The organism is Archangium lipolyticum (assembly GCF_024623785.1).
In the GTDB taxonomy this organism is placed as follows: domain Bacteria; phylum Myxococcota; class Myxococcia; order Myxococcales; family Myxococcaceae; genus Archangium; species Archangium lipolyticum.
Window position 1 is genome coordinate 431,204 of the sequence record NZ_JANKBZ010000005.1, and the last position, 24,607, is coordinate 455,810.

General features: G+C 69.9%; 16 protein-coding genes. 5 read left to right on the forward strand and 11 right to left on the reverse strand.

From position 1 onward, the window contains the following. Positions 1-64 precede the first annotated feature (64 nt). Positions 65-2,365: a nitric-oxide reductase large subunit gene (locus NR810_RS14640; RefSeq protein ID WP_257453042.1), complete on the reverse strand. Its 2,301-nt coding sequence runs from the start codon at positions 2,363-2,365 to the stop codon at positions 65-67. A gap of 217 nt (positions 2,366-2,582) precedes the next feature. Here NR810_RS14640 and NR810_RS14645 point away from each other — a divergent pair, with 217 nt between their 5' ends. Beyond that, the gene (locus NR810_RS14645) at positions 2,583-3,437 is read left to right on the forward strand and encodes a DMT family transporter (protein ID WP_257453045.1); all 855 of its coding nucleotides are present in this window, start codon (positions 2,583-2,585) and stop codon (positions 3,435-3,437) included. A gap of 10 nt (positions 3,438-3,447) precedes the next feature. Here the strand turns inward: NR810_RS14645 and NR810_RS14650 are convergent, their stop codons facing one another. Continuing rightward, on the reverse strand, positions 3,448-3,918 hold the full coding sequence (locus NR810_RS14650; protein WP_257453047.1) for a peroxiredoxin: 471 nt from the start codon (positions 3,916-3,918) through the stop codon (positions 3,448-3,450). Between the two features lie 146 nt (positions 3,919-4,064). On the opposite strand from NR810_RS14650, the gene NR810_RS14655 reads away from it, so the two are divergent. Together NR810_RS14655 and NR810_RS14660 are read left to right on the forward strand one after the other, a co-directional pair. After that, positions 4,065-5,441 carry a cystathionine beta-synthase gene (locus NR810_RS14655; RefSeq protein ID WP_257453049.1) on the forward strand — a complete coding sequence of 459 codons (1,377 nt, stop codon included), beginning with the start codon at positions 4,065-4,067 and terminating at the stop codon, positions 5,439-5,441. An 80-nt stretch (positions 5,442-5,521) separates the two neighbouring features. After that, entirely contained in the window at positions 5,522-7,795 is a 2,274-nt protein-coding gene (locus NR810_RS14660; protein ID WP_257453052.1) for an ATP-binding protein, read from the forward strand. A gap of 119 nt (positions 7,796-7,914) precedes the next feature. Here NR810_RS14660 and NR810_RS14665 read toward each other — a convergent pair whose 3' ends face one another. The 8 genes from NR810_RS14665 to NR810_RS14700 are packed head-to-tail and all read right to left on the reverse strand — an operon-like array spanning position 7,915 to position 19,109. Beyond that, positions 7,915-9,822 (reverse strand): tetratricopeptide repeat protein, encoded by a 1,908-nt coding sequence (locus NR810_RS14665; RefSeq protein WP_306818158.1) that lies wholly within the window; start codon positions 9,820-9,822, stop codon positions 7,915-7,917. Then, complete coding sequence (locus NR810_RS14670) at positions 9,822-10,460, reverse strand: hypothetical protein (protein WP_257453054.1); 639 nt, start codon at positions 10,458-10,460, stop codon at positions 9,822-9,824. Before NR810_RS14670 ends, NR810_RS14665 begins: the two co-directional genes overlap by 1 nt. Beyond that, a complete protein-coding gene (locus tag NR810_RS14675; RefSeq protein WP_257453056.1) occupies positions 10,457-10,927 on the reverse strand; it encodes a hypothetical protein in 471 nt (156 codons plus the stop codon). Before NR810_RS14675 ends, NR810_RS14670 begins: the two co-directional genes overlap by 4 nt. Before the next feature lie 44 nt (positions 10,928-10,971). Beyond that, positions 10,972-14,244 (reverse strand): tetratricopeptide repeat protein, encoded by a 3,273-nt coding sequence (locus NR810_RS14680; protein ID WP_257453058.1) that lies wholly within the window; start codon positions 14,242-14,244, stop codon positions 10,972-10,974. Beyond that, positions 14,241-15,782, reverse strand: coding sequence for a tetratricopeptide repeat protein (locus NR810_RS14685; protein ID WP_257453060.1), 1,542 nt, complete (start codon positions 15,780-15,782; stop codon positions 14,241-14,243). Before NR810_RS14685 ends, NR810_RS14680 begins: the two co-directional genes overlap by 4 nt. Next, the gene (locus tag NR810_RS14690; protein WP_257453062.1) at positions 15,779-16,417 is read right to left on the reverse strand and encodes an outer membrane beta-barrel domain-containing protein; all 639 of its coding nucleotides are present in this window, start codon (positions 16,415-16,417) and stop codon (positions 15,779-15,781) included. Before NR810_RS14690 ends, NR810_RS14685 begins: the two co-directional genes overlap by 4 nt. A gap of 44 nt (positions 16,418-16,461) precedes the next feature. Beyond that, positions 16,462-18,672, reverse strand: coding sequence for an AgmX/PglI C-terminal domain-containing protein (locus NR810_RS14695; RefSeq protein ID WP_257453065.1), 2,211 nt, complete (start codon positions 18,670-18,672; stop codon positions 16,462-16,464). 41 nt (positions 18,673-18,713) lie between these two features. Next, positions 18,714-19,109, reverse strand: a complete 396-nt coding sequence (locus NR810_RS14700) for a hypothetical protein (protein ID WP_257453067.1) — start codon at positions 19,107-19,109, stop codon at positions 18,714-18,716. Between the two features lie 164 nt (positions 19,110-19,273). Here NR810_RS14700 and NR810_RS14705 point away from each other — a divergent pair, with 164 nt between their 5' ends. After that, positions 19,274-21,487 (forward strand): MtsA protein, encoded by a 2,214-nt coding sequence (locus NR810_RS14705; protein WP_257453264.1) that lies wholly within the window; start codon positions 19,274-19,276, stop codon positions 21,485-21,487. Positions 21,488-21,549: 62 nt separating this feature from the next. Here NR810_RS14705 and NR810_RS14710 read toward each other — a convergent pair whose 3' ends face one another. Beyond that, positions 21,550-22,800, reverse strand: a complete 1,251-nt coding sequence (locus tag NR810_RS14710; protein WP_257453069.1) for an AAA family ATPase — start codon at positions 22,798-22,800, stop codon at positions 21,550-21,552. Between the two features lie 136 nt (positions 22,801-22,936). Between NR810_RS14710 and NR810_RS14715 the strand changes: the two genes are divergently transcribed. Then, positions 22,937-24,532 (forward strand): calcium-binding protein, encoded by a 1,596-nt coding sequence (locus tag NR810_RS14715; RefSeq protein WP_257453071.1) that lies wholly within the window; start codon positions 22,937-22,939, stop codon positions 24,530-24,532. Positions 24,533-24,607: the final 75 nt, after the last annotated feature.

The window sequence follows — 24,607 nt, forward strand, 5'->3', positions numbered from 1 at the left end:
ACACGGTGAGGAACCAGGTTGGACCCTCTCCCGGAGGGAGAGGGAAGGGGGAGGAAAGGGGCGCTCAGCGACGGCGCAGGATCGCGTGGGCCGGGGCCGCCGCTCCGAGCCGCTCGGGCTCGGACTGCGGACTCGGCGCTTCCGCCTTCTCCAGCGACCAGCCCGTCTTCAGCCCCACGATGAACCACGCGAGCAGCAGCGCTCCCACCGCGAAGAGCACGTCCCCGGGCACCCTCAGCCACCGCAGCGTGTCCATCAGCGGCGTCTGCAGGAACTCCGCGCTTCGCGCCCACCACGTCCCCTGCTCGATCGCCGCCTTCGTCTGCAACACCCCGATCGGCAGCAGCGACAGCACCACCATCAGCACCAGCCCCGCGTTGATGCTCCAGAACGCCCACGCCAGCGGCTTCGTCTTCCACTTCGCCTCCGGCTGCATCATCCGCAGCGAGAAGAGCATCAGCGCGATGCCCAGCATCCCGTACACCCCGAACAGCGCCGTGTGCCCATGCAGCGGCGTCAGGTTCAGGCCCTGCATGTAATACAGGGCGATCGGCGGGTTGATCAGGAAGCCGAACAGGCCCGCTCCCACCAGGTTCCAGAACGCCACCCCGATGAAGAACAGGATGGGCCAGCGGTATTGCTGCATCCATCCCTGCAACCGTGACAGCCGGATGTGGCTCCACACCTCGCGGCCCACCAGCACCAGCGGTACCACCTCCAGCGCGCTGAACGTCGCCCCCAGCGCCATCGCCGCCGCCGGCGTCCCCGAGAAGTACAGGTGGTGGAACGTGCCGATGATTCCGCCCGCCAGGAAGAGAATCGTCGTGAAGAGCACCGCCGGCACCGCCGTGCGCGCCGACAACACCCCCAGCCTCGTGAACAGGAACGTCATCACCACCGTGGCGAAGACCTCGAAGAAGCCCTCCACCCACAGGTGCACCACCCACCAGCGCCAGTACTCCACCATCCCCATGTGGCTGCGCTGCCCGTACATCAGCCCCGCCCCGTAGAAGGCGGCGATCGCCATCGACGAGATGACGAAGAGCACCAGCAGTGGCCGGCCCTCGGTCGGCTTCTTCAGCGCCGGCAACACCGCCCGCGCCGTGAGGAACAGCCACACGAAGAGGCCCACGAAGAGGAAGATCTGCCAGAAGCGGCCCAGGTCCACGTACTCCCAACCCTGGTGGCCGAACCAGTACCAGTAGTCTCCGCTGCCCATCCGCTGCTGCACCGACGCCCACTGTCCGAACAGCGCCCCCACCACGATGATGAGCAGGCACACGAAGAGGAAGTTCACCCCCGCCCGCTGGTACTTCGGCTCCACTCCGCTCACCGCCGGGCCCACGAAGAGGCCCGTGGCCAGCCAGGCCGTGGCGATCCAGAAGATGCCCAGCTGCGTGTGCCAGCTGCGCGTCACCGCGTACGGCAGGTACTTCGCCAGAGGCACGCCGTAGAAGCCTGCTCCCTCCACGCCGAAGTGCGCCGTCACCCCGCCCAGCCCCACCTGCGCCAGGAAGAGCGCCACCACCACCAGGAAGTACTTGCCCGTGGCCCTCTGGCTCGGCGTGAGCTGGAGGCCGGAGAATGGATCCTTCTCGGGCGGCGCCACCTCCTCGTCCTCCTTCTTGCCGCTCAGGTACCAGAGGAGCGCGCCCACACCGGCCAGCAGCAGCACCACGGACGCCATGCTCCACAGCGTCACGCCTGCGGCGGGCTGGTTGCCCACCAGCGGCTCGTGCGGCCAGTTCTGCGTATAGGTGACGGTGTCGCCGGGCCGGTTCGTCGAGGCCACCCAACTCGTCCACCAGAAGAAGGCCCCCAGGTCCTTCAGCTTCTCCGGGTTCGTCAGGGCGCCCTCGGGGATGGCGTAGGCCGCGCGGCCCTTGGAGAAGACGTCCGCGTAGTGCGCGGCGTTGGCCCGCATCGCCTCGGCGCGCACCGGTGACAGCGTCACCGTGCCCGTCCGGTCGTCATACGTGTTGGTGCGCATCTGCGCGGTGAGCCGGGTGCGCAGCGCCGCCTGCCGCTCGGCCGGAGCCTCCGCATAGGAGGTGAGGCCCTCCTCGCGCGCCCAGGTGTCCAGCACGAAGATGGCCTCGCGGTGCAGCCAGTCCGCGCTCCAGTCCGGCGCCACGTACGCCCCGTGGCCCCACACCGAGCCCACCTGCTGCCCTCCAATGGACTGCCACACGTTCTGCCCGCGCATGATGGACTCGCCCGTGAGCAGCACCGTGCCCTCGGGCGTCATCACCTTCTCGGGGATGGGTGGGAGCGTGCGTGAGATGCGGACTCCCTGGCCCCCCAGGACCAGGAAGGAGACGAGGACGACGGCGCCAAGGCCGAACCAGAGTTTTCGGTGTCGCATGACCGGGCTTCCCGAGAGGAGGGTGTCTGTAGGTTGGCGACTCCCAGAGCAAACCCCGTTCCAGGCCTCCTCCCTCGGGACCGCACACGCCGTGTGCGCAAGCGGTGCGTCCGGTGGCCCCGGTTCGCGCAAATCGTGCATTTTGAATGCATGTTTTGGGGGAGGGCAGGCGGGCGGACGGAGCCCCAAGGGGGAGGGAGGTGATAGGGGAGGTCCGGTGAGCTCCGCCGCGCTGGTGCTGGTGCTGTCGTCCGCGTTCTTCCACGCGCTGTGGAACGCGCTCCTCAAGCGTCACGAGGACCCGGAGTCCGCCGTGGTGGGCGTCATCGCCGTCACCGTGGCGTGCGGAGGGTTGTGGGCGCTCGGCCTGGAGGGCACGGCGTTCCCCACGTCACGGGCCCTGCTCTGGACGCTGGTGGCCGGCGTGCTGGAGAGCGGCTATCTGGTCACGCTCGCGCGCTCGCTGCGCCGGGCGCCCCTGGGGCTCGCGTACACGGTGGCCCGCGGTGGCGCGCTGCTGCTCGTCTGGCCCGTGTCCGTCCTGTGGCTGGGCGAGCGGCTCACCCCGTGGACCGTGGCGGGCGCCACCGCCGTGGCCCTGGGCATGGCGGGGATGAACCTCGAGCGGCCCCGGGGCGCGGTGGGCGAGGGCGTGCTCTGGGCCCTCGCGAGCGCCGCGTGCATCGCCGGGTTCAATCTCAGCTACAAGCGCGCCCTGGGCGAGGGGGTGCAGCCCCCGGCCCTGTTCACCCTGTCGCTCGGCGTGGCCCTTCCCCTGCTCGTCCTCCAGCGCCGCCGCGAGGAGGCCGGCTGGGGCGTGTTGTACCGCAAGGTGATGACCCGGCCCCTGTTGCTCGTGGCCGCCGGGGTGCTCTGCACGCTGTCCTTCTCGCTGCTGCTCATGGCGCTCGTGCGCAGTGGGGCGGGGGCCGTGCTCACGTTGCGCAATACGTCCATCGCGTTCGCCCTGGGGCTCGGCGCGCTCCAGGGTGAGCGGTTGGGACGGCGGCGGCTCGCCGGGGCGGGCCTGGTGATGCTCGGGGCCGTGCTGCTCGGCTGGCCCCGGGAGTGAATCTCGCGGCTCAGGTGGCCGCGGCGCCGGTGAGCTGCTTGACGATGTTCAGCGCCTCGGTGACGTGGCGCGTGGCATTGATCTGCGAGTTGAAGACGTGCCGGACGGTGCCGTCGCGGTCGATGACGTACGTCACCCGCCCGGGCAGCAGCCCCAGCGTGCTCGGAACGCCGTACTGGCTCCGCACCTTGCCGCCTTCGTCGCTCACCAGCGTGAACGGCAGCCGGTACTTCGCCGCGAAGGCCTGATGGGAGGCCGCCGACTGGGAGCTGATGCCCACCACCTCGGCTCCGGCGTCCTTGAAGGCTTCGTACGAGTCACGGAACGAGCACGCCTCCTTGGTGCAGCCGGGCGTATCGTCCTTCGGATAGAAGTAGAGCACCACCGCTGACTTCTGGAGCAGCTCCTTCAGATTCGCGGGGGTACCGTCCTGCTTCGGCAACGTGAAATCGGGGGCCTTGTCGCCAATCTTGATGCTCACGGGGGGAGTCCTGACGTTCGACGTTCGCGGCCTTGCTAACGAGGTGCCCCTGGCGTTTCAACACCGAAGCGGGGGAATCCCAGTCTTCAACGTTGCGGGGGACGGCCGTCTTCTCCTTTCGGGCCGCTCATGTACTGTGACTGGCCATGCGCTCCGCACCCCTTCCCACCGACCTCCTCGGCCTCATCGGCAACACCCCCATGGTGAAGGTCACCCAGCTCGACACGGGCCCGTGCGAGCTCTTCCTCAAGCTCGAGAGCCACAACCCCGGCGGCTCCATCAAGGATCGCATCGGCCTGTCGATGATCTCCGCCGCGGAGCAGTCGGGCCTGCTGGGCCCCCACCAGAAGCACCTCGTCGAGGCCACCGCCGGCAACACCGGCCTGGGGCTCGCCCTGGTCGCCTCCCAGAAGGGCTACCGGCTCACGCTCGTGATTCCCGACAAGATGAGCCAGGAGAAGGTGCTCCACCTCAAGGCGCTGGGCGCCGAAATCATCATGACCCGCTCGGACGTGGAGAAGGGCCACCCGGATTACTACCAGGACATGGCCGAGCGCATCGCCCGGGAGCTGGGGGGCTTCTACGTCAACCAGTTCGCCAATCCCGCCAACCCGCTGGCCCATGAGACCACCACCGGCCCGGAGATCGCCGCCCAGCTCGGCAACCGGCTCGATGCCATGGTGTGCGGCGTCGGCTCCGGCGGAACCCTGGCCGGCCTGTCCCGCTACTTCGCCCGGGCCATCCCCGAGTGCGAGATGGTGCTCGCCGACCCCCAGGGCTCGGTGCTCGCGGACTACGTGAAGACGGGCACGATGGGCAAGGCGGGCTCCTGGGTCGTCGAGGGCATTGGCGAGGACTTCCTCCCCCCCAACGCGGACCTGTCCCGGGTGAAGAAGGCCTACTCCATCTCCGACGTGGAGAGCCTCGAGACTGCCCGCTTGCTGCTCAAACAGGCCGGCATCCTGGCGGGCTCGTCCTCCGGAACGCTCATCGCCGCGGCCCTGCGCTACTGCCGTGAGCAGTCCACGCCCAAGCGCGTGTGCACCTTCGTCTGCGACAGCGGCAACAAGTACCTGTCCAAGATGTTCAATGACTTCTGGATGGCGGACCAGGGCTTCCTGCCGCGCCAGCTCCATGGGGACCTGCGCGACGTCATCACCCGCCGCTACGCGGACCGGGCGGTGGTCACCCTGGCCCCCTCGGACACGATGCTCGTCGCCTACGCGCGGATGAAGCTCTACGAGGTCTCCCAGCTCCCCGTGCTCGAGGGGGGCAGGGTGGTGGGGATGATTGACGAGTCCGACCTGCTGCTCGCGGCCGTCGACGACGAGACGCGCCTGCGCCTGCCGGTGCGCGACGTCATGTCCACCCGGTTGCAGACCGTGGACGTGCGCACCCCCGTGCGCGAGCTGCTCCCGCTGCTCGACAAGGGCTTCGTGCCCATCGTCATGGACGGGGAGGAGTTCATCGGCCTCATCACCCGCATCGACCTGCTCAACCACCTGCGGCGCAAGCTGCGCTGAGAGGCTGGGTTCCCCACCACCCCGGGTACATTCTTGGGGGGCGAGAAGTGTTTCCTGCGGGCGTGGCATGATCCGGGGCGATGCCGCCAGCCGTTGCCCGCCCCCAGACAGCTCTGGCCCACTCGACGCTCCTCAAGATGGGCGTGTGGATCGCCGGGGTCATCGCTCTGGCCACGCTCGTCAGTTATTTCCACCTGCTCCGCTCCGTGCGCGACGAGGCGCTCGCGCAGCTGGCCCGGTATGTCGAGGCGCGAGCTCCACGAGAGCAGGCCCTCTTCGTGCTGGCCGAGGACAACCACGCGCTCCTCAAGACGTCCCTGGAGGAGCGGATCCGCGCCTGGAGCCATGAGGATCCGTCCGCCCGCTTCGACAGCCTCTACGTCCGCGAGCCCGATGGCGCCATCCGCTGCCGCCTGGAGAACTTCGACGGGATGAAGATGCCCGGCGGCATGGTCTCCGAGGGCGTCGAGCCCGACGATGACCTCCGCCGCCGGTTCGTGGCCTCGTTTGACGTGCTCGCCCAGCACGGGCCCGCGATGCACGTGCGCTTCACCAATACCTATATCTCCCTGCCGGAGGGGGCGATCTCCATCTACTGGCCGGATTACCCCGACTGGTGCCGGAAGGTCGCTCCCATGCTGTCGGTCGTCCGGACGAGGAAGTCCCAGGCCAACCCACCGTCCGATAGCAGTGAGCTCTGGCGCAGCAGTCAGCGCGACAAGAACCCGGAGCGGCGGATGGTCTGGTCCAACATCTACCGCGACAAGGTCAGCAAGGGCTGGGTGGTCTCCATCTCCACCCCGGTGGACATCGAGGGCCGCCTCGTCGCGACGATCGGCCACGATGTCCTGCTCGAGGAGTTGATGGCCCGCACCGTCAATGACCACCTGCCCGATGCCTACAACATCATCTTCCGTGACGATGGCACGCTCATCGCGCACCCCGAGCTGATGAAGGATGGCTCCTCCAACGCCTCCGACGTCCTGACGGCCACCGGGCAGCAGCCCGATGCCTCCATCTCCCAGGAGCAGCGCGCCCACCTCAAGAGCACCTTCGAGCGCGTGAAGGGACGCCAGCCCGGGCAGGTCATCGTCGAGGATCCGGAGTATGGCGAATACATCGCCGTGACGCGGCTGAAGGGCCCCGGCTGGTACTTCGCCACCGTCCTCCCCCAGAACGTGGTGACCCGGCCCGCCCTCCGGGCCGCCCGCTACGTCCTCGGTGTCGGTGTCCTCTCGCTCGTCCTGGCGCTGGCCATCATGTACCGGGTGCTCAACGTCCAGCTCTCCCGCCCGTTGCTGGCCTTCACCCGCGCCGCCGATCAAGTGACGGCCGGTGACTTCAAGGTCTCGCTGGATACCTCGCGCAACGACGAGCTGGGGCGGCTCGCGAGCGCCTTTCAGTTGATGACCGAGGAGGTCCAGCGCCGCGAGGAAGCCCTGCGTCAGGCCAACGAGGGGCTGGAACAGCGCGTGGAGGAGCGCACCCGCGAGCTGAAGGCGCTCCACCAGCAGTTGGTGGGGGTGGCGCGGCAGGCCGGCATGGCGGAGATCGCCACCAACGTGCTGCACAACGTGGGCAATGTCCTCAACAGCGTCTTCACCTCGGCGACGTTGGCGAGGGAGCAGTTGACCGGGATGAAGCTCGAGCACGTGGGCCGGGTGGGGGGGCTGCTCGAGGAGAACCAGGCCTCCCTCGCGACCTTCCTCACCCAGGACGAGCGCGGCCGGGTCGTGGCTCCCTTCTTGATACAGCTGGGGCAACACCTGACGGAGGATCGCCAGGAGATCCTCTCCCTGCTCGATGACCTGGGCCGGTACACCGCGCACATCGGCACCATCGTCAAGGTCCAGCAGAACTACGCCAGCGCCCCCAAGCTTCACGAGCCCGTCCAGGTGGCGGAGCTGCTCGAGGACGCCCTGCGCATCAACGTGACCGCGCTCGGCCGCTCCGACATCCAGGTGGAGCGGCACATCGCTCCCCTGCCTCCGGTGGTGACGGACAAGCACAAGGTGCTGATGATCCTCGTCAACCTGATCAGCAACGCCAGGTATGCGATGGACTCCGTCCCCGCGGGGCAACGGCTCCTGAGCCTGAGAATCGACACTCCCGTGGAGGGCCGCCTCCGTGTGTCGGTCACCGACAATGGGGTGGGAATTGCCCAGGAGATGCTCACGAGCATCTTCCAGCATGGGTTCACCACCCGCGAGGGTGGGCACGGCTTTGGATTGCACGCCAGTGCGCTGGCCGCTCAGGATCTGGGGGGGTCGCTGGTGGCGCGGAGCGAGGGGCCGGGACGCGGGGCCACCTTCATCCTGGAACTGCCCTGTCAGGACGGTGGGCGCAAGGCGTAGACCCTCACCCCAGCCCTCTCCCAGAGGGAGAGGGGGCATACACGGTGAGGAAGCGGGTTGGACCCTCTCCCTCTGGGAGAGGGACGGGGTGAGGGTATGGGGTGTACCCGGGTTCCCCTCTACTTCGCGCTGCTCAGACGCTTCGCCGCCGCCGCCGCGTCCGGATGGTCCTTCTGCAGCTCCGCCGCCTTCTCGTACTCGGCTTTCGCCTCCACCAGCTTGCCCGACGCTTCCAGCAGCTGGCCCAGTGCGTAGTGCGGTTCGCCAAAGGCCGGGTCCATCTTCACCGAGCCCCGGAAGGACTGCTCCGCCTCCTTCGGCTTGCCCAGCTGGTACAGCGCGTGCCCCAGGTACAGCAGTCCGTAGGCGTGCCCCGGCTCCAGCGCCACCACGTCCCCCAGCACCTTCACCGCCTTCTCCTTGTCCCCGCCTCGCAGGTACAGGAAGCCCAGCTCCGCCTTCGCGTCCAGCTGCGCCGGATCCTTCTTCGTCACTTCCTCCAGCTCCGGCACCGCCAGGTCCGGCCGCCCCCGCCTCGAGTGCAGGATGCCCAGCCGCGCCAGCGCCGCCGTGTCCGCCTCCTCGCCCTCCTTCGGCTTCAGCTGCTTCTCCGCCCCGTCGTAGTTCCCCATCGCCAGGTACAGGTCCGCCAGCCCCAGCTTCGCCGCCTGGTTCTCCGGCTCCTCCGCCAGCACCGCCTCGTACAGCGGCGCCGCCTTCGCTCCCACCCGCTTGCGCGCGTAGGCCTTCGCCAGCGCCAGCCGGGCCTCCGTCGTCGGCTCCAGCGACAGTCGCTCCTCGTACTGCGCGATGGCCCCGTCCAACTCACCCTTCGCCAGCAGCGCGTCGCCGTACGCCGCCCGCGCGCTCGCGTCCTTCGGGAAGCCCTCCACCGCCTTCGCCAGCGTCGCCACCGCTTCGTCCACCTTCCCCATCCCCAGGTACGCCCTCGCCAACCCCTGCCACGCCTCCGTGTTCGGCTTGCCGTCCTCCGCGCTCGCCTCCAGCGCCTTCTTGTACGCCTCCACCGCCCGGTCCTTCTTGCCCTGCGCCAGGTAGCTCGCCCCCAGCTGCGTGTATGGACCGCTCGCCCTCCGAGGCTCCAGCGACAGCGCCTTCTCGAAGTGCTTCGTCGACCGGATGTGGTCGTCCTTGCGGAAGTACGCCATCCCCAGGTTGAAGTGCGCCTCCGCGTACTTCGGGTCCGCCGCCACCGCCTTGCGGAAGCTCTCCAGCGCCTTGGCGTACTTTCCCTGCGCGTCCAGCGCCACTCCCAGGTTGTTGTGCGCCAGCGCGTGCTTCGGCGCCACCGCCAGCGCCTTCTCGTACTCGGACACCGCCCCGTCCAGCGTGCCCTCGCGCATCAGCAGCACACCCAGGTTGTAGTGCGCCTCCGCGTCCGCCGGCGCCAGCCGCGCCGCCTCCCGCAGCGTCTCCTGGGCCTCTCCCGCGAGCCCCTTGTCCGCCAGCCCCTTGCCCAGGTTCACCCGCGCCGCCGTCAGCTTCTCGTCCAGCTTCAGCGCCTCCCGGTACGCCGAGATGGCTTCGTCCGCCTTCCCCGCGCGCTGCAGCGCCTCGCCCAGGTTGAAGCGCAGCTCCGCGTCCTTCGGCGCCAGCTCCACCGCCTTCGTGAAGCGCGCGATCGCCGTGTCCCGCTCGTCCAGCGCCCTCGCCAGCAGCCCGCGCTCGGCGTGCAGCCCCGCCTCCTGCGGCCACGTGGCCAGCGCCGCGTCCAGCAGCTCCCGCGCCTTGTCCGTCTCCCCCGACAGCCGCAGCGCTCGCGCCAGCGCCACCTTCGGCGGCAGCAGCTCCGGCTCCCGCTCCGTCAGCTTCCTCAGGGGCGCCACCGCCTTCCGCGGTTGCCCCTGCGCCAGGAAGGCCGTCCCCAACCGGAACAGCTTCTCCGCCTCGGCGGACATCTCCGCCCGCGCCACGGACTCCACCACCGTCTCCTCCGGCGGCGGCGTCTCCACCTCAGGCGTCTGGGCGGTGAGCAGCTGGAACACCAGCAGGCCAGCTCGCGTCATCACAGTTTCTCCACGTAGGGGCTCGCGCGTGCGTCGAAAGTCTTCTTCGCCAGGGCGGCCTTCTTCACCTCCCAGGCCTCCCGCGCTGTCTTCTCCTGGGCAATGTCTTCCGCCAACTCCCCCCGCTCCTCCTTCACCTCCGCCTCACACTTGGAGACCTGCCCCTCGTACTTCTTCACGTCCAGCTTCTCGCTGCCCTCCACCTTCGCCTTGCGCGTCGACTGCAACCGCGCCAGCTCGTAGCGCGCGAACGCACAGCGCAGCGACAGCTGCTCCACATCCCGGAGGCCCACGTTCAGGCGCTGCTTCGCCCTCAGGTACGCCACCCGCGCCCGCGCCTCCTCGATGGCCAGCTTCGCCACCTCCCTCGAGGCCGCGTCCGGCGCACGGTCCTCCTCCTCCTCGGCCGCCGACTCGCGCGCCTTCGCCCTCCGGATGGCGTCTCGCGCCCTCAGCACCTCGTTGCTGGCCTCGTCCACCGTGTCGATGGCCAGCGCCAGGTCGTTCTCCGACTCCAACAGCTCGATTCGGCTCTCGTACGGCAGCTTCGACACCAGCTGGTCCGGGACCCTCATCCCGTAGCGGGGGCCGCACGCCGCGGCGAGCAGCAGCAGGACTGGCAGGACTGTGCGCTTCATGGAACGGTCGCCTCGAAGCGGCCAAAGATGGTACGGCCGGAGTAGACGTCGGTGCCGTTGGTGAAGGTGATGTGCAGCTCCCCCGTCACCTTCTTCCCCGAGTCCAGGTACCCGTCGAACACGAGCTCCCCTCGGGCTATCGCGGGGAACTGGCGCGCCGGTTCGTCCAGCACGCTCCGGCTCACCGTGCCTCGTTGTGGGCCTTCGGTGTTTCCCACCCGCTGCGCCAGGTCGATGGCGACTCGTGGCTCCAGGGTGGTTCCTTCCAGCTTCGCCGCCACCTTGAGGAGCGTGTCCTCTCCCGCTCCCTGGGGACGCAGGAAGCTCACGGACACCTCCGTCTCCGAGGCCTGGGCCTCGGCTCGCTCGTAGCTCAGGTCCAGCAGCGGGGTGACGCTGCCCTCGAGCACCTTGGCGGGTGCACAGGCCATCAGGGTGAACGCAAGCAGGGGAGGGTAGACCCTCACCCCGGCCCTCTCCCAGAGGGAGAGGGTGCTCGGAACCCGGGGTCTCATTTGCATGCCTTCCACCCGGTGTCCACGTCGGGGCCACTCAGGCCTCCTACGTCCTTCAGTACCGACAGCTCTCGCCTCGCTCCCTCGGTGTCCCCGAAACGGCATCGCAGCGCCGCCAGGTTCAGCCTCGCCTTGTCGTACGTCGGATCCGCTTCCAGCGCCTTCGCGTACGCCTCCCTCGCCCCCATCGCGTCCCCTTGGTTCAGCATCGCCCAACCCAAGGCGCTATGTGCCGAGGCCCTCGTGTCCTGCAGCTCCGTCACCCGCCCCAGTGTCAGCTGCGCCAGCCCGAACTGGTTCGCGCTCAGGTAGCCCACCCCCAACGCCTCCAGCGCCTCCGCCGTCAGCGCCGCCTCCGCCTTCTTGCGCAGTTCTTCCAGCGAGGAGGGTTGTGTCGATGCCCCGGGCACCGGCACCGGCAGCGCCACCGTCTCCGTCTTCGTCCGGCAGCCCACCACCGCCGCGTTGAATACCTCCAGCGACTCCGCTCGCGACACGCAGGCCTCGAAGGCGTCCTGCGCCCGCTGCCTCAGCGGCGCCACCTGCTCCGCCACCGCCTTGCGGAAGGACTGCGCGTCCGCCGCGGAGGCTCCCGCGGGTGTTGGCGTGGCCTCCACCACGTCCGCCAGGTGTCCGTACGCCAGGCCCACCTTCCACAACGACGCCACCGCCCACTCCGGGTACCCCAGCGACGCCGCCTGCGTGTACACGCCCTCCAACCCCTGCAGCGCCCCCACCTTCTCCTCCACCTTGTCCGCCGCCAGATCCTTGTACGAGCGGTACAGGATTTCGCCCAGGTACCACAGGCCCCTGGCCGCCTCCTCCGTCTGTCCGTTCGGGCCCTGCACCGCCGTCGTCAGCGTCTTGATGAGCCCGTCCGGCGCGTCCTTCACCGCCGTGGTCGCCTGCACCTCCGCCAGCACCGCCACCGCCGCCGCGCTCGTCTTGTCCAGCTTCAGCACCACCTCCGCCGCCGCCTTCGCCTTCGCGTAGTCCTTCGACTTCAGGTGCGCCTCCGCCAACTGCACCATCACCTCCGCCTTGCGCGCACCCGCCACCTCAGACGCCGCCTCCAGGTCCCTCGCCGCCTCCCGGAACTGTCCCAGCGCCTGCCGCAGCCGCGCTCCCGTCAGCCACCCATCCACCGCCGCCACGTCCGAGCCCAGCTTCGCTCCCACCGTCTCGAAGATGCCCGCCGCCTCGGTGAACGCCGCGGCCTCCGCCGCGTGCCGCCCCAGCGTCAGCAGTACGTCCGGTACGAACTGGCTCTTCGGGTACTCGTCCACCAGCCGCTTGCCGATCTCCCGCTCGCGCTGCAGCTCCCGCTTGTCACGCGCCGCCGTGAAGGCTCCGTACAGGGCCTTCTCCCCAATCTCCGCGCCCTTGTTCTCGTTGGCCACCTTCAGCAGGCCCTCGATGACGTCGCCCGTCTCCTGCGAACTCTTCAGCGCCAGCTCGTCCAGCGCCTCGGCGCGCGTCTGCGTGAGGATGCGCTTCACGTCGTTCTGGAAGGCCACCGGCAACGGCGAGCCGATGAACTTCTGGCCCGTCTCCTCCAGGCCCTTGAAGTCATTCACCTGCCGCAGGCTGTCCAACGCCAGGTTGCCCGCCGCCGTCGCGTCCTTGTGCGTGGGGTGCGTGAGCGCGAAGGCCGTGAAGAGCTCGGCCGCCTTGGGGAACTCGCCGTCCTCGTAGTAGGCGCGGGCGATGTTGAACTTCACCTCCAGTGCGTTCGGGCTCTTCGGGTAGCGCGACACGTAGTCCGCCCCCATCAGCTTGAGCGCCTGCCTCGCGTCCGCCACCTCGAAGGCATTGCGGCGCTGCGCCTCCTCCGGCTTCACCGTGGAGAAGTGCGCCAGCAGCGCGCCGTACATCGCCGCTTCCGCGCCCTGTTCGTCCTTGGCCTTCATCTCGTAGCGCACCAGCTCCTCGAACTGGCGCGCGGCCCCGGGGAACTCCTTCGCGGCGAATAGCGCCTCCGCGCGGTTCTTCATCATCGTCCGCACGTACTGCTCCGGCCGGAAGAGCCCCAGGTACTCGCGGTAGGCCGCCGCCGCCCTCACGTACAGCCCCTTGTCCTCCTTCTTCTGCGCCGCCACGTGCAGCTGCGTGGCCAGGTCGCGCGCCATCTCCTCCAGCTCCGCCAGCTCCTTCTTCCTCCCGGTCTCGTCCAGCTCCGGGTCCGTCTTGCTCGTCACCGCCGCGCGCACCAGGAAGCGCAGATCCTCCGGCTCGGGCAGCACCTTGCCCTTGGCCGCCTTGAGCGCGTCGTACAGCTTCTGCGAGCGCTCCAGGTCCATCTCCGGGTCGTGCTGGATCTCCATCAGCTTGCGCAGCGCCGGGATGGCGTACTCGTACTGCGCCTTGATGAAGTAGCGGTTGCCCAGCTTGTCCAGCGCGAGCGCGTACGTGGCCCGGCTGTCGCTGAGCTTCTCGAAGTAGTTGAGCGCGCCCTTGGCCGGCTTCGCCTCCGTGTAGCTGTACACGAGGTCCAACAGCGCCTCGCGCTTCACGTTGAGCGCCTTCTGCACGTCCACCCCGGGCAGCGGAGCGCTCGCCGCGGCGGCCTCGAAGAAGGGCACCGCCTCCGCGTGCTTGGCCTGGTTCACGCGAATCCAGCCCATCTTGTAGCGGGCCAGGTCGTGCACCGGCGAGGGCGGCGCCTCCAGGATGGTGGTGTAGTGCTTCTCCGCCGCCGCCAGGTCCGACTTGTCGAAGTGGTAGTCACCGAGGATCTGGAGCGCCTCCAGCCGCAGCGGGCTGTTCGGGTACTTGCGCACCAGATCGTCCAGCGTCTTGAGCATGTCCTCGAAGGAGCCCAGCTCGCGCTGCTCGTGCGCCAGGTAGAAGTGCACCTTGTCGCCGTCGTGGAAGTCCGGCCACTCGCGCTGCAGCCGGTAGTACATCTGCACGGCCTTCTGCTTCAGCAGCCGCGTCTCCGGCGACACCATGGCGCCGCTCGCCCCGGCCGGACGCTGCTCGGCCTGGAGGTAGTACACGTAGCGGCTCTTCTCCACGTACAGCTCCGCCAGCCGGAACTGCAGGTCCGGCAGGTAGGGCGCGTTGCGGCTCTTGGCGATGAGGCGCTCCGTCTCGCCAATGGAGCGGTCCACCTTGAAGATGTCGCGCTTGAGCTTCTCGATGAGCTCCTCGCGCTCCTTCGCCTTGGACACCAGCGGGTTGACGCCCGCGGGGCCGGTGGGGCGCGGGCCACCAGGGCCAGCGGCCAGCAGCGCCGCGACGAGCAGTCCGGTCAGGGTGCCGGTCATGGATTCTCCTCGATGCAGCGGCTGTCGAGACGGACCCGGTACGAGCGCAGCTCGTCGTTCCAGTACTCGCCGTCGAAGGTGAAGCCCACCTGCGAGGGCGACAGCAGCTCCTCCTCCGGCGCCGCCGCCACCTTGGCACCCTTCTTCACGCGCTCGTACAGCTTGAGGCCCACTTCGTACTCCATCAGGCGCACCTGTTCGGTCGCCCGCAGCAGCGTGTCCGCTTCCTGCCGCACCGCCTCCTCCAGCCGCGTCTGGTAGATGCGCTGGGCCTCGGCGTGCGCCAGGTCATAGGTCTTCGTCAGGTGCGTGTAGAGCCGCTCGCCGAAGCTGCCCGCGTAGCGGCCCAGGCGCTCTCCCTCCAGCTCCAGCACCTCCAGGAAACGCGCGGCGCGCTTCGTGTTGCCATGGGCGCTCGCGGCCCGGCGCATGCGCGGGTCCTGCGTCAGGTCCTCCCGTTCGCGGATGCTCTCCAGCGAGTCCGCGAAGCGCCGCGTCAGCTCCTTCGCCGCGCGCTTGGCCGGCAGGTAGTGGCACAGGTCCCGGTAGATGAGGGCGCGCAGCAGATACTTGTCCGGCAGGAACTCGTCCCGGAACGAGGGCGCGTCCAGCGTGGTGAGGATGCCCATCGCGGCGCGCGGCTCGCCCAGCTTGTAGCGCGTCCACGCCTCCTCCAGGTACAGCGTGGCGCGGCCCGGATCCAACTCCGGCAGCTTCACCAACTCGTAGGCCTCCAGCGCGCCCTTGTAGTCCTTGCGCTCGTAGCGCAGCCGCGCCACCGCCAGCGCCGCCTCGTTGCGCGACTCACGGGTGAGCTTCTCGTCCTTGGACAGCCCGAGGAAGTCCTCGATGAGCTCGTCGTTGGGCTCCTTCACCTCGCGCAGCCGCGTGACGAGCAGCGCGAAGCGGGCCCGGCTCGCCTCGGCGCTCCCCTCGGGCAGCTTGGAGAAGTGCGTGTTGGCCCAGCGCTCGTTGCCCACCCGCAGGTCCACCAGCCCCTGCTGGTAGTGCGCGTAGGCGCCCGCCTCCTCCGGCAGGAAGCCCAGGTCCAGCGCGCCGAATACCTGCTCGTCGATCATCACCTCGTCGTGCGGCCGGTCCGTCAGCTCGCGCAGCGTCTCCAGGGCGCGGGGCAGCACGTTGGGGTTGGAGCGCTCGCGGGCGATGCGGGCCAGGTACACGCCACCGGCGTGGGTGAAGCCCAGGTCGATGAGGCTCCGGGCCAGGAAGTACTGGCCCCAGGCGTAGTTCTCGTGCGTCCGGGGCGCCGCGGACAGCCACGTGTGGAGCGGTCCGGCAGCGGCGCGCGGGTTGCCGGCGAAGTAGTCCGCCAGTGCCTTGTCGAACACCTCGTCCGGCACCTTCTCGGGCGGGGGAGGAGCGGCCTCCTTCGGCGGGGCCGCCTGGGCGGCGGGCGCGGCCGGAGCGGCGGGAGTGGGAGTGGCCGCCGGCGCGCCACCGGCCGGGTCCTTGGCGGACGCGGGCGCGGCGAGCATCGCGGCGGAGACGAGCGCGGCGAGGAGCGGGCGGTGACTCATTCCGTGGCGCCGAAGTTGAACGCGGTGGACAGCTGGAAGGTGGGGACCTGGATGAGGCGGGTGCCGCCCACGAAGACGGTGTTGTTCGTCACGTCCATGCGGAAGGAGACGTTGCGGCTGGTGAAGACGCGCACGCCCACGCCCAGGTTGATGGCCGGGCGGAATCCATCGGCGCGCGTGAGCTTCATCACCGTGGCGCCGCCGAGCAGGAAGCCGGTGAAGTGCACCACCGAGCTGTTGCTGATGGCCATCTTCCCGTAGATGGGGCTCCACACCAGGTCCGAGCCCACCATCCACTGCACCTGCTCCTCGAAGGCGGCGTTGGTGGGCGCCACGTCGAAGTCGCGCTCGAGCTGCTCGCGCAGGCTCGTCTTCAGGTTGTAGCTGTAGCTGCCCCGGCCCACCTGCCACGCGAAGCTGTCGCTGAAGTGGTAGGTGTAGCCGACGCTTCCGAGCACGCCCTTGTAGAAGGCGTCGGCGGGCAGCACGCCCACGCCGAGCGTCAGCTCGTGGTTCATCCGGTACATCCGCTCCTGGACGGCGGAGACGGTACCGGGGTTCTCGAGGGCCTCGGCCTGGGCATGGGCCAGCCCGGGCAGCAGGAGGCTCGAGAGGAGGAGCAGGGCGTTTCGCACGGTTCGGTCCTGGCGGAAGCCGGCCCGACGCGATGGGGAGCGCATCAGTAGCCGACCGAGTTGAAGATGAATGGATAGGTGATGATGACGGCGCCACCCTTGGCGGGCGGGAAGGTCCAGCCTTTCAGGCCGCCCATGATGCAGGACTCGACCGAGGGGCTGCGCAGGGTGGAGGACTTCGTCTTGGTGGCCACCACGCGGCCGTTGGTGCCGATCGTCCACTCCAGCACCACCTTGCCGGCGAGGCCCGGCTCCTTGAGCAGCGCGCGCTCGTAGCAGGCGTACACCTCCTGCAGGTGGCTGTTGACCACCTTGGCCACGGCCTCGCGGTCGATGGAGCCCTGCGCCGCGATGGTGCGCGCGCTGGCGCGTGCCACCGTGCCGCCCACCTTGCCCTTGCCCACGCCGCCCGCGCCCAGCGCGCCGATGCCGCCACCGCCCTTGCCCCGGAGAATCTCCGCGCCGAGCGTGGCACCGCCGCCCTTGCCCCCGCCACCCAGGCCGAAGGTGCCCAGGCCCGCGTTGGCGATGGGCGCCTTGCCGATGAGGCCGGAGAGCTTGAAGTTGGAGTTCTTCACGTTCTTGCTGCCCGGGCCGCTGCCCAGCTTGTCCACCGCGGCCAGCAGATCCTTGGTGGCCGGGCCCGCGGCCGACAGCTTCGCGAGCGCCTTGAGGGCCTTGGACTCGGGCGCGGCCGCCACCGCCTTGGGAGTGGGCTGCGGCTTCTCCTGCTTCGGAGGGGGAGGCTGCGGCGCCACCGGCGTCGGGGTGTCCTTCTTGGCCACCTGCTTCTTGGCCTTCTCCTTGATGGACTCGAGCTTCTTCTTGGCCTCTTCCTTCTTCTTCGGCTCGGGCGCGAGCAGGCGCAGGGCCACGGGTGGCAGGTTCTTCTGGGTGAAGTCCGCGCCCTCCGGCCGCTTGGGCATGAAGGCGATGAAGCTGCCCAGGGCCGAGCTGAAGAAGAGGAAGCACCCGATGGCCAGCCAGGGCAGGCCCTTGAGCGGGTTGACGCGTACCTTCTCGGGCAGCGGGGCCGCGTAGGCCACCAGCGACATCTTCCCCTCGGAGAGGCGCGCGGCGGTGCCCTGGCGCAGGGTGACGAAGCGGCGCTCCCCGTCCGCCTCCAGGGCGTTGGGCGCGACCCGCTCGTAACGGCCGCCAGGGCCCGTGCGCTCCACCTGCGCCCCCTTGGGCACGTAGAGGCGGAAGGCGTCGTTGGCGGACTCCGCCAGCGTGAAGGGCTCGTCCGGGAGCTGGAAGCCCCACAGTGGCATGGGGGCTTGCTCGTCCGCGGCCGCCTGGACCTTCTTGCCTGGAGCGAAGCGGCGCGCGTCGCGGCGCACGGCGCCCCAGTAGAGCTCCAGGTAGAGCTGCGCGGGGCCCCGGCCCGGCTCCAGGCGTGGCGCGTGCGTGGGACGGTCGAGCGGTGCCGCCGCCTGCTCCCACTGCATCCGCGTGTCGGGAGCCTGGGCCCGCGGCGGTTGCGGCTCCTCCGGCAGGTCCGCGAGCACATCGTCCGCCAACACGAGCGCCGGGCCCGTCGCCTGCACCGGCTGGGGTGCCGCGCGGCGCCGCGTCGAGGGCATGGTGGCCGCTGGCACGGTATCGGGGAGGGGAACGGCGGGCGGTGGGGTGGCACGGGCCGGGGTGGCTCCGGCTCCCGCGCCATAGACGGTGGTGGAGGCCAGCTGTGCTGGCGACGGCGGCGCGGGACGCGTGACGGCCACGGTAACCGCGGGCGGCGGAGACGGCACGGGCGCCACGGGCTTCACCGCGCCCGAGAACCTGGCGATAGGCTGGGTGGCGGCGAGCTGCTGCGCCGTTGGCGCTGGAGGCACCGGCGCGGCCACGGGCACCTGGGCCTGGGGAGGCGCCGCCGGGGGCGGAGCGGCACCGAGCAGCGCGGCCACCTCGGGAGGCGGTTGAGGCCGCTCGTCCCGTGGCCGCTGCGCCAGCACCCGGGTCTTCAGCACGAAGGGGCCGCAAAGCACCTCGTCCGTGGAGCGCACCTCACACGCGGAGACCCGATGGCCGTTGACGTAGACGCCCGCGTTCGAACCCGAGTCCTGGATGGCCGCGCGCCCGTTCTGGAAATAGAGGACGGCGTGGCGGGGCGCGACGCTCGCGTCGTCCAGCCGCAGGTCCGAGGCTGGAGCCGAGCCGAGCACATACGAGCCCGGCGTGAACACCTCGGTGCCCACGAGCAACCCATCACGTAGGATGACGACCTGGAGAACTGTCTGCTGACTGCTCACCGCTACTCCTCCTGGCGCAGGCGCCCTCAGTTCCCGGATGCCTACGGCTGGTCGTAGACGGTGGACAGGATTTCCGAGCGGAAGTTCTCCCGCTCGCGGATCATCGACCGCGTCTGCAACTCCTTGCGGTCGTACAGGTAGACGGCTCCGGACTTGTTCGTCTGTCCCTGGATGAGCCGGTCATCGAAGTCGATGCGGGCCGGGCCTCGCGTGGGCGGTGTCCCCGAGGCGGCTGCGGCGGGCTCGCCCGCGGAGGGCTCGCTCACCCTCGCCGAGGGGGGCTCCACCTGCTGCTGCTTCGAGCTCTCGGCCTTGGGCGGCGTGGCCTTGCCGCGGTTCTTGCTCCGGGCGGCCTTCGCCGCGCGCGTACGGCCCTGGGCCCATGCTTCGGAGCCGAGCGGGGACAGAACGAGGCCGACGATCACCAAGGGGGTCATGAAGCGCCGCATGAGCCCGGCAGGTTAAGCGATGCGCGTACCAACCTGTCAACGCGGAGCCAGCAACTTGCGGTTAGGCTGGAAAAGGTGGAGTGCTGCTCTCGCTGACCGGTGGTGCCGTGAAACGCTCGATTCTTCTCCTCGCGGCGCTCGCCGCGCTCTTGATGCTGGCCGCTACAGGTGTGGTGCTGTGGCGCCACGGCGTACCGCCTGGACGGGAGGCCCACCCGCGGCTCGAGGCGGTGGGCCCGCGTCTGACGAGCAACCAGACGTCACAGCCGCTCGCCGTCCATGGCGAGGGGCTGGTGCCGGGGCTGCGCCTGGTGCTGGGGCCCCCGCTGTCGCGCGAGCTGCCGCTCACGGTGCTGGACTCGAGGCATGCCTACACGCGCCTTCCCTCGGACCTGGGCATCGCGGCCGAGCAGGTGCAGGCGGTGGTGACGGCGCGGCTGGCCGGGTCTCCAGAGGAGGAGACCGGGGGAGAGGCGAGCCTCACCGTGGTGAATGACGCGGCCTTCCCGGACCTGACGGCGATGGTGCTCGCGCCGGATGGACGCACGCTGTTCATCGCCTCGCCGCCGACGGACACGGTGTTCGCGCTGGACGTGGCCAGCGGGCGTGTGGAGCGGCTGGCCGCTGGAGATGGGCCGAGCGCGCTCTCGACATATGAGGATTCGGGAGGGCGTCCGTGGCTCGCGGTGGCCCACCGCTGGGAAGGGGCGCTGCGCCTGTATGCGCTGGGTGTGCCCGGGAACGCACCGCGCGTGCTACCCGCGCCGGCCGGGGCGCTGGGGCTCGCGGTGGATGGGGCTCGCGGCGTGGCCTTCGTGGCCGAGCACGTGCGGGACTCGGTGCACGCGCTCTCGTTGGAGGACGGGCGCGAGGTGTGGACGGCCCGGGTGGATCCGAATCCCCGGGAGCTGGCGCGCTGGAAGGGGCTGCTCGCGGTGGGGAGCCTGCAGACGGGGCAGGTGGAGCTGCTGCGGCAGGAGGACGGCGCGCCCGTGTCGACGCTGGTGCCCCGGCCGGGCGTGCCCATCATCGGAGGGGCGACGGAGCGCTTCTCCGCGCAGGTGATGGGAGGCAAGGCCGCGCGGGGACTGGTGGCCTCGGAGAAGCTGGGGCGCCTCTTCCTGGCGAGCCTGGGGCCCAACGTGGGGCCCAACGCCGAGCGCATGGAGGTGAGCCCCAACGGCGGCGTGGCGGAGTTGGAGCCGGAGCGCGGTGAGGTGGTGCGGCACCGGGGTTTCGGGGCGGGCATCACCGAGGGCCTGGCGCTCGATGACGGGGCGGGGCTGCTGTACGCGGCGGACGTGGGGCTGGGAGTGGTGCGCGTGCTGGATGCGCGCCGGCTGGAGGTGCTCCAGGAGGTGGCCATGCCCCTGCCGGAGGGCACGCCGCTGGTGAGGCCGGCGGCGGACTTCGGGACGGCGAGGCGGGCCGGAGTGGAGCTGCACTCGGGGCCGAGGTCGCTGGTGCTGGCTCCGGACGGGCGCGCCCTCTACGTGCTCAACCGGCACACGGGGACGGTGGCGGTGGTGGACGTGTCCGAGGCGCGGACTGGCCGAGCTCGGGTGGTGCGGCAGTGGCCGGTGACGGAGATGCGCACGCAGGCGAAGCGGCGGTTGGGGCAGGTGCTCTACTACGCGGACCTGGGGCGCACGGCGATGAGCTGCGATGCGTGCCACCTGGAGGGCCACACGGGGGGCGTCTTCTTCGAGAAGACGCGGCCGATGCGGATCTACCGCTCGCCCACGGCGCTCGGCAGCCGCGACACGCCGCCGTACTTCACCCCGGCGAGCACGTTCAGCCTGGCGGAGACGATGCGTACGGTGGGCGGACGCAACCGCTTCCACAACCCGAACCTCACGGACGCGGAGGTGGAGGCGCTCACCCTGTACGTGTCCCTGATGTCCACGCCGCCCAACCCCTTCCGGGACGAGCACGGCGGGCCGCCGGAGACGGTGGAGTTGCCGGACGGGCGGCGCGGGAGGCCGGCGGTGGGACGGGAGCTCTTCGAGGGGAAGGGCGGCTGCACCGGGTGCCACCCGGCGCCGCTCTTCACCACGGACCAGGATCCGAAGACGCGCGGGCGCTTCCAGGAGGTGGGGACGCCGAATGCGCTGCCATTGAGGTTGGAGCAGCAGGACCTGGTGCCGGGATTCGCGCCGCCGTCACTGGTGGGGGCGTGGGACATCTGGCCGATGCTGGGCAGCGGGGCGGCGGGCTTCGAGGTGCGTGACGGCAACCGATTGGTGGTGGGCACGCGGTTCGCGCTGCGCGCGGTGGTGGAGATGTCCGGCCCCGCGCACGGGAACATGAAGGCGCTCACGCCCGAGGAGCAGGACGACCTGCTGGCCTGGCTCCTCACGCTGTAGCGTTTCCTCTCAAATTCCGATGTGGACTCCGTTCTGGAAATCCTGAGGGCCGTGAACCTCTCTCACTTCCGCTTCGTCCTGGCCGCCGTCTTCCGGGCCAGCTTCTTCTCCGGCGCGGGCTGCTTGCGGCGGCGGGGAGCGGAGCCCGCGGGAGGCTTGCCCTTCCTGTCGAAGAACGCGTCGAAGATCTCACTGCCCGTCAGCCACGAGGGCGACGTGGGCGCCGGGGCGACGTAGACGTTGCCGTCATCGTCCTGGCGCAGCACGAGCACTTCCTCCTGCTCCAGCCCTGGCAGCGTCATGGCCGAGTGGGTCGTGGCGACGAACTGGAGCCGGGGGAAGACGGTCTTCAGCGCGGGAATCAACGCGGCCTGCCAGCGCGGATGCAGGTGCAGATCCAGCTCGTCGATGAGGACCAACCCCTCCATCTTCTCTGGCGCCACCGGCCGGCCCGCCTCGAGCAGGATGTGGCCGATGAGGTCCGCCAGCCACGCGATCGCCCCCTGGTACCCCTGCGACAGCCACGTGGCCGGAATCTTCACCTTGTGGCCACCCAGGCGGAACTCGAAGCAGTGCGCATCCACCAGGTCCTGCCGGGTGCGGACGATGCCGTGGCTCTTGAGCTCCAGGTCGATGACGCCCGGCACGAGCTTGCCCTGGATGAGCACCTGCCGCAGCACGCGGCTGAAGGCCTTCGCCTGGGCGGGCTCGAAGACGTCGGCGAACCCGGTGGCGATCAGGTTGCCCTGGCCGAAGAGGTTCTCCAGGCGCTGCTTGATGGGGTCCGAGAGGCCTTCCCCCTGGATGATGGACTTGGGGTGGGGCAGGGCACGCGCCGTGCCGTAGCCCGCGACGAACCAGTCCGGCAGCTGCGTGCGCCGCGCCTCGCGGATGGGATCGAAGACGAGCGTGTGCTCGACGCCCACGTACCTCGAGCTGCCCACCAGCTCACGCCAGGTGTTCTTGGCCGCGATGGAGCTCCTCACGAAGGGCGCCAGCGAGTGCTTCGTCTCCAGGCCCGGGTAGCTCCGGGCCTTGTGCCCCTCCTGTCCGAAGGTGAACTCGGCGCCGATGAGCATCAGCTCCGTGGAGGGCTGGCGCCGGTCCGGCAGCGAGGTGACGTCCGCGAGCTCGCTGCCCAGCGAGGAGCCGCTCGCCGCGAGCGCGATGGCCTGGAGGATGGTCGTCTTGCACAGCCCATTCTCCCCGACGAGGACGGTCCAGGGACGGATCTCCCCATCGTCGCGGGTGAAGGAGATGGCGACATCCCGCAGGAGCTTGAGGTTCTGGAGCGTGAGGCTGCGCAGGTACATGCGGAGGGCCGCCGGGAACGGGTGCTTTCCCCACCATATCCTCACCCGAGGGTCTTGTGGGCATCCGCGAGACATTGGCCCACCATTCTCCGGGGCTTGCGCTCCACGCGGGGGCTGGGTTCTACAATCCCACCGAATGAGCACCCTCCCGCGGATCACCTGGTTGTTGGTTCCCGTGCTGCTGCTGTCGTGCTCCGACTCGGGCCTCTACGCCCTCGACGGGCGGGGCCCCAGCGGCAAGGACAGGGCGGACTTCTCCGGGAACGTCTGCGTGCCGCTGGCCGGCGGCGAGGCCTTCCCCGTCAAGGTCCTCTTCGCCGTGCAGGGCGGGGCGGGGCTCCCCGAGGACATGAAGGGGTCCGTCTCCGAGGCCCTCGGCACGCTCGCCAGCCGCTTCTCCGTCCCCTACATCAAGTTCAGCCTGGTGGCCTTCCACACCGTGGCCACGGGCCTGCTGGGCCGCTTCGACGACGCCACCGCCCTGCAGGCCTCCGTCCCGCGCTACGCCACCTACCAGGAGTCGGGGCCCACCAGCATGCGCTCGGCGCTGAAGCTGGCCAAAAGCATCCTCTCCGGAGACATGCAGACGAGCTGCCCCGGTGACGTGGCCCGCACCCGCTACCTCGTCGTCCTGGTGGTGACGAGCGAGGACCTCAGCTGTGAGAGCCCCGTCTTCAACGCCGGCATCGACTCGCGCTGCAGCAACCTGCCGGACTCCGCGTCCTGCAGCCAGTGCGAGCTGGCCGCCGTCACCGGTGAGCTCAAGGCGCTCGCCCAGCAGTTCGGCGCTGGCGAGGTGACGGTGCAGCCCGTCTACGTGCGCAACACGGCCGAGCCCCACGCCGCCGCCCAGGTGGCCGCCATCGCCAATGCTGGGGGCACCGAGGCGGTGACGACGGACTTCGTCAGCCTGCCCACCGCGCTCGGCGGCCTCGACTACGCGTCGCTGCAGAGCAACCTGAAGATGAAGCGCTTCCTGGCCTTCAACCGCAACGTGGTGGTGCGTGCCGGCCAGTTCCTCCCCGACAGCGATGGCGACGGGGTGGCGGACGCGGACGAGCTGGCACGCGGCCTGGATCCGACGATCCCCGACAGCGACCAGGACGGGGTCATGGACGGCATCGAGCTGCGCATGGGCCTGGACCCCACGCCGGGCCACGTGGACCCCATCCCCAACTGCAACTCGGCGCTGGACGAGGACGGGGACCGGCTCAACACCTGCGAGGAGCGCGTGCTGGGCACCGACCCCTGCGTGGGCGACACGGATGGCGACGGCCTGCCGGACCTCGTCGAGGCCCTCTCCAACACCAACCCCCTGATCGCCGAGGCGCTGCTGGACAGCGATCGCGACGGCATCCCCAACATCACCGAGGTGGAGGCCCATGGCGATCCCCTCAGCGCCGACATCGCCTTCCAGACCGAGCGCGGCTACGGCTACTCCCTCTCCGAGGCCGAGCCCACCGCGGACGGCCGCGCCTGCTACGCGGTGCGCGCGGAGAACGTCACCCTCGTCCCCACCCTCGAGCGGCCCAACCCCATCTTCCCCGGCCGTCGCATCCCCGCCGGCACCAACGACATCTACCTTTATATGCAGGTGGGCCGGGACAACGACCCACGCGGCTCCGGCATCGGCGCGCTCTACATCCGCTCCCTGCGCTACTCCGAGGAGGAGGGCCGCACTCCCGCTGGCACCCTCACCTTCACTCCTGACGATTTCATCCTGGGGACTTGAGCCCCCAGGTGTAGGGTTCTCCCCCCAGGCCTGTTGGGGGGGCCGCCCCCCATCCGTTGTCCTTCAGGCCTCTGG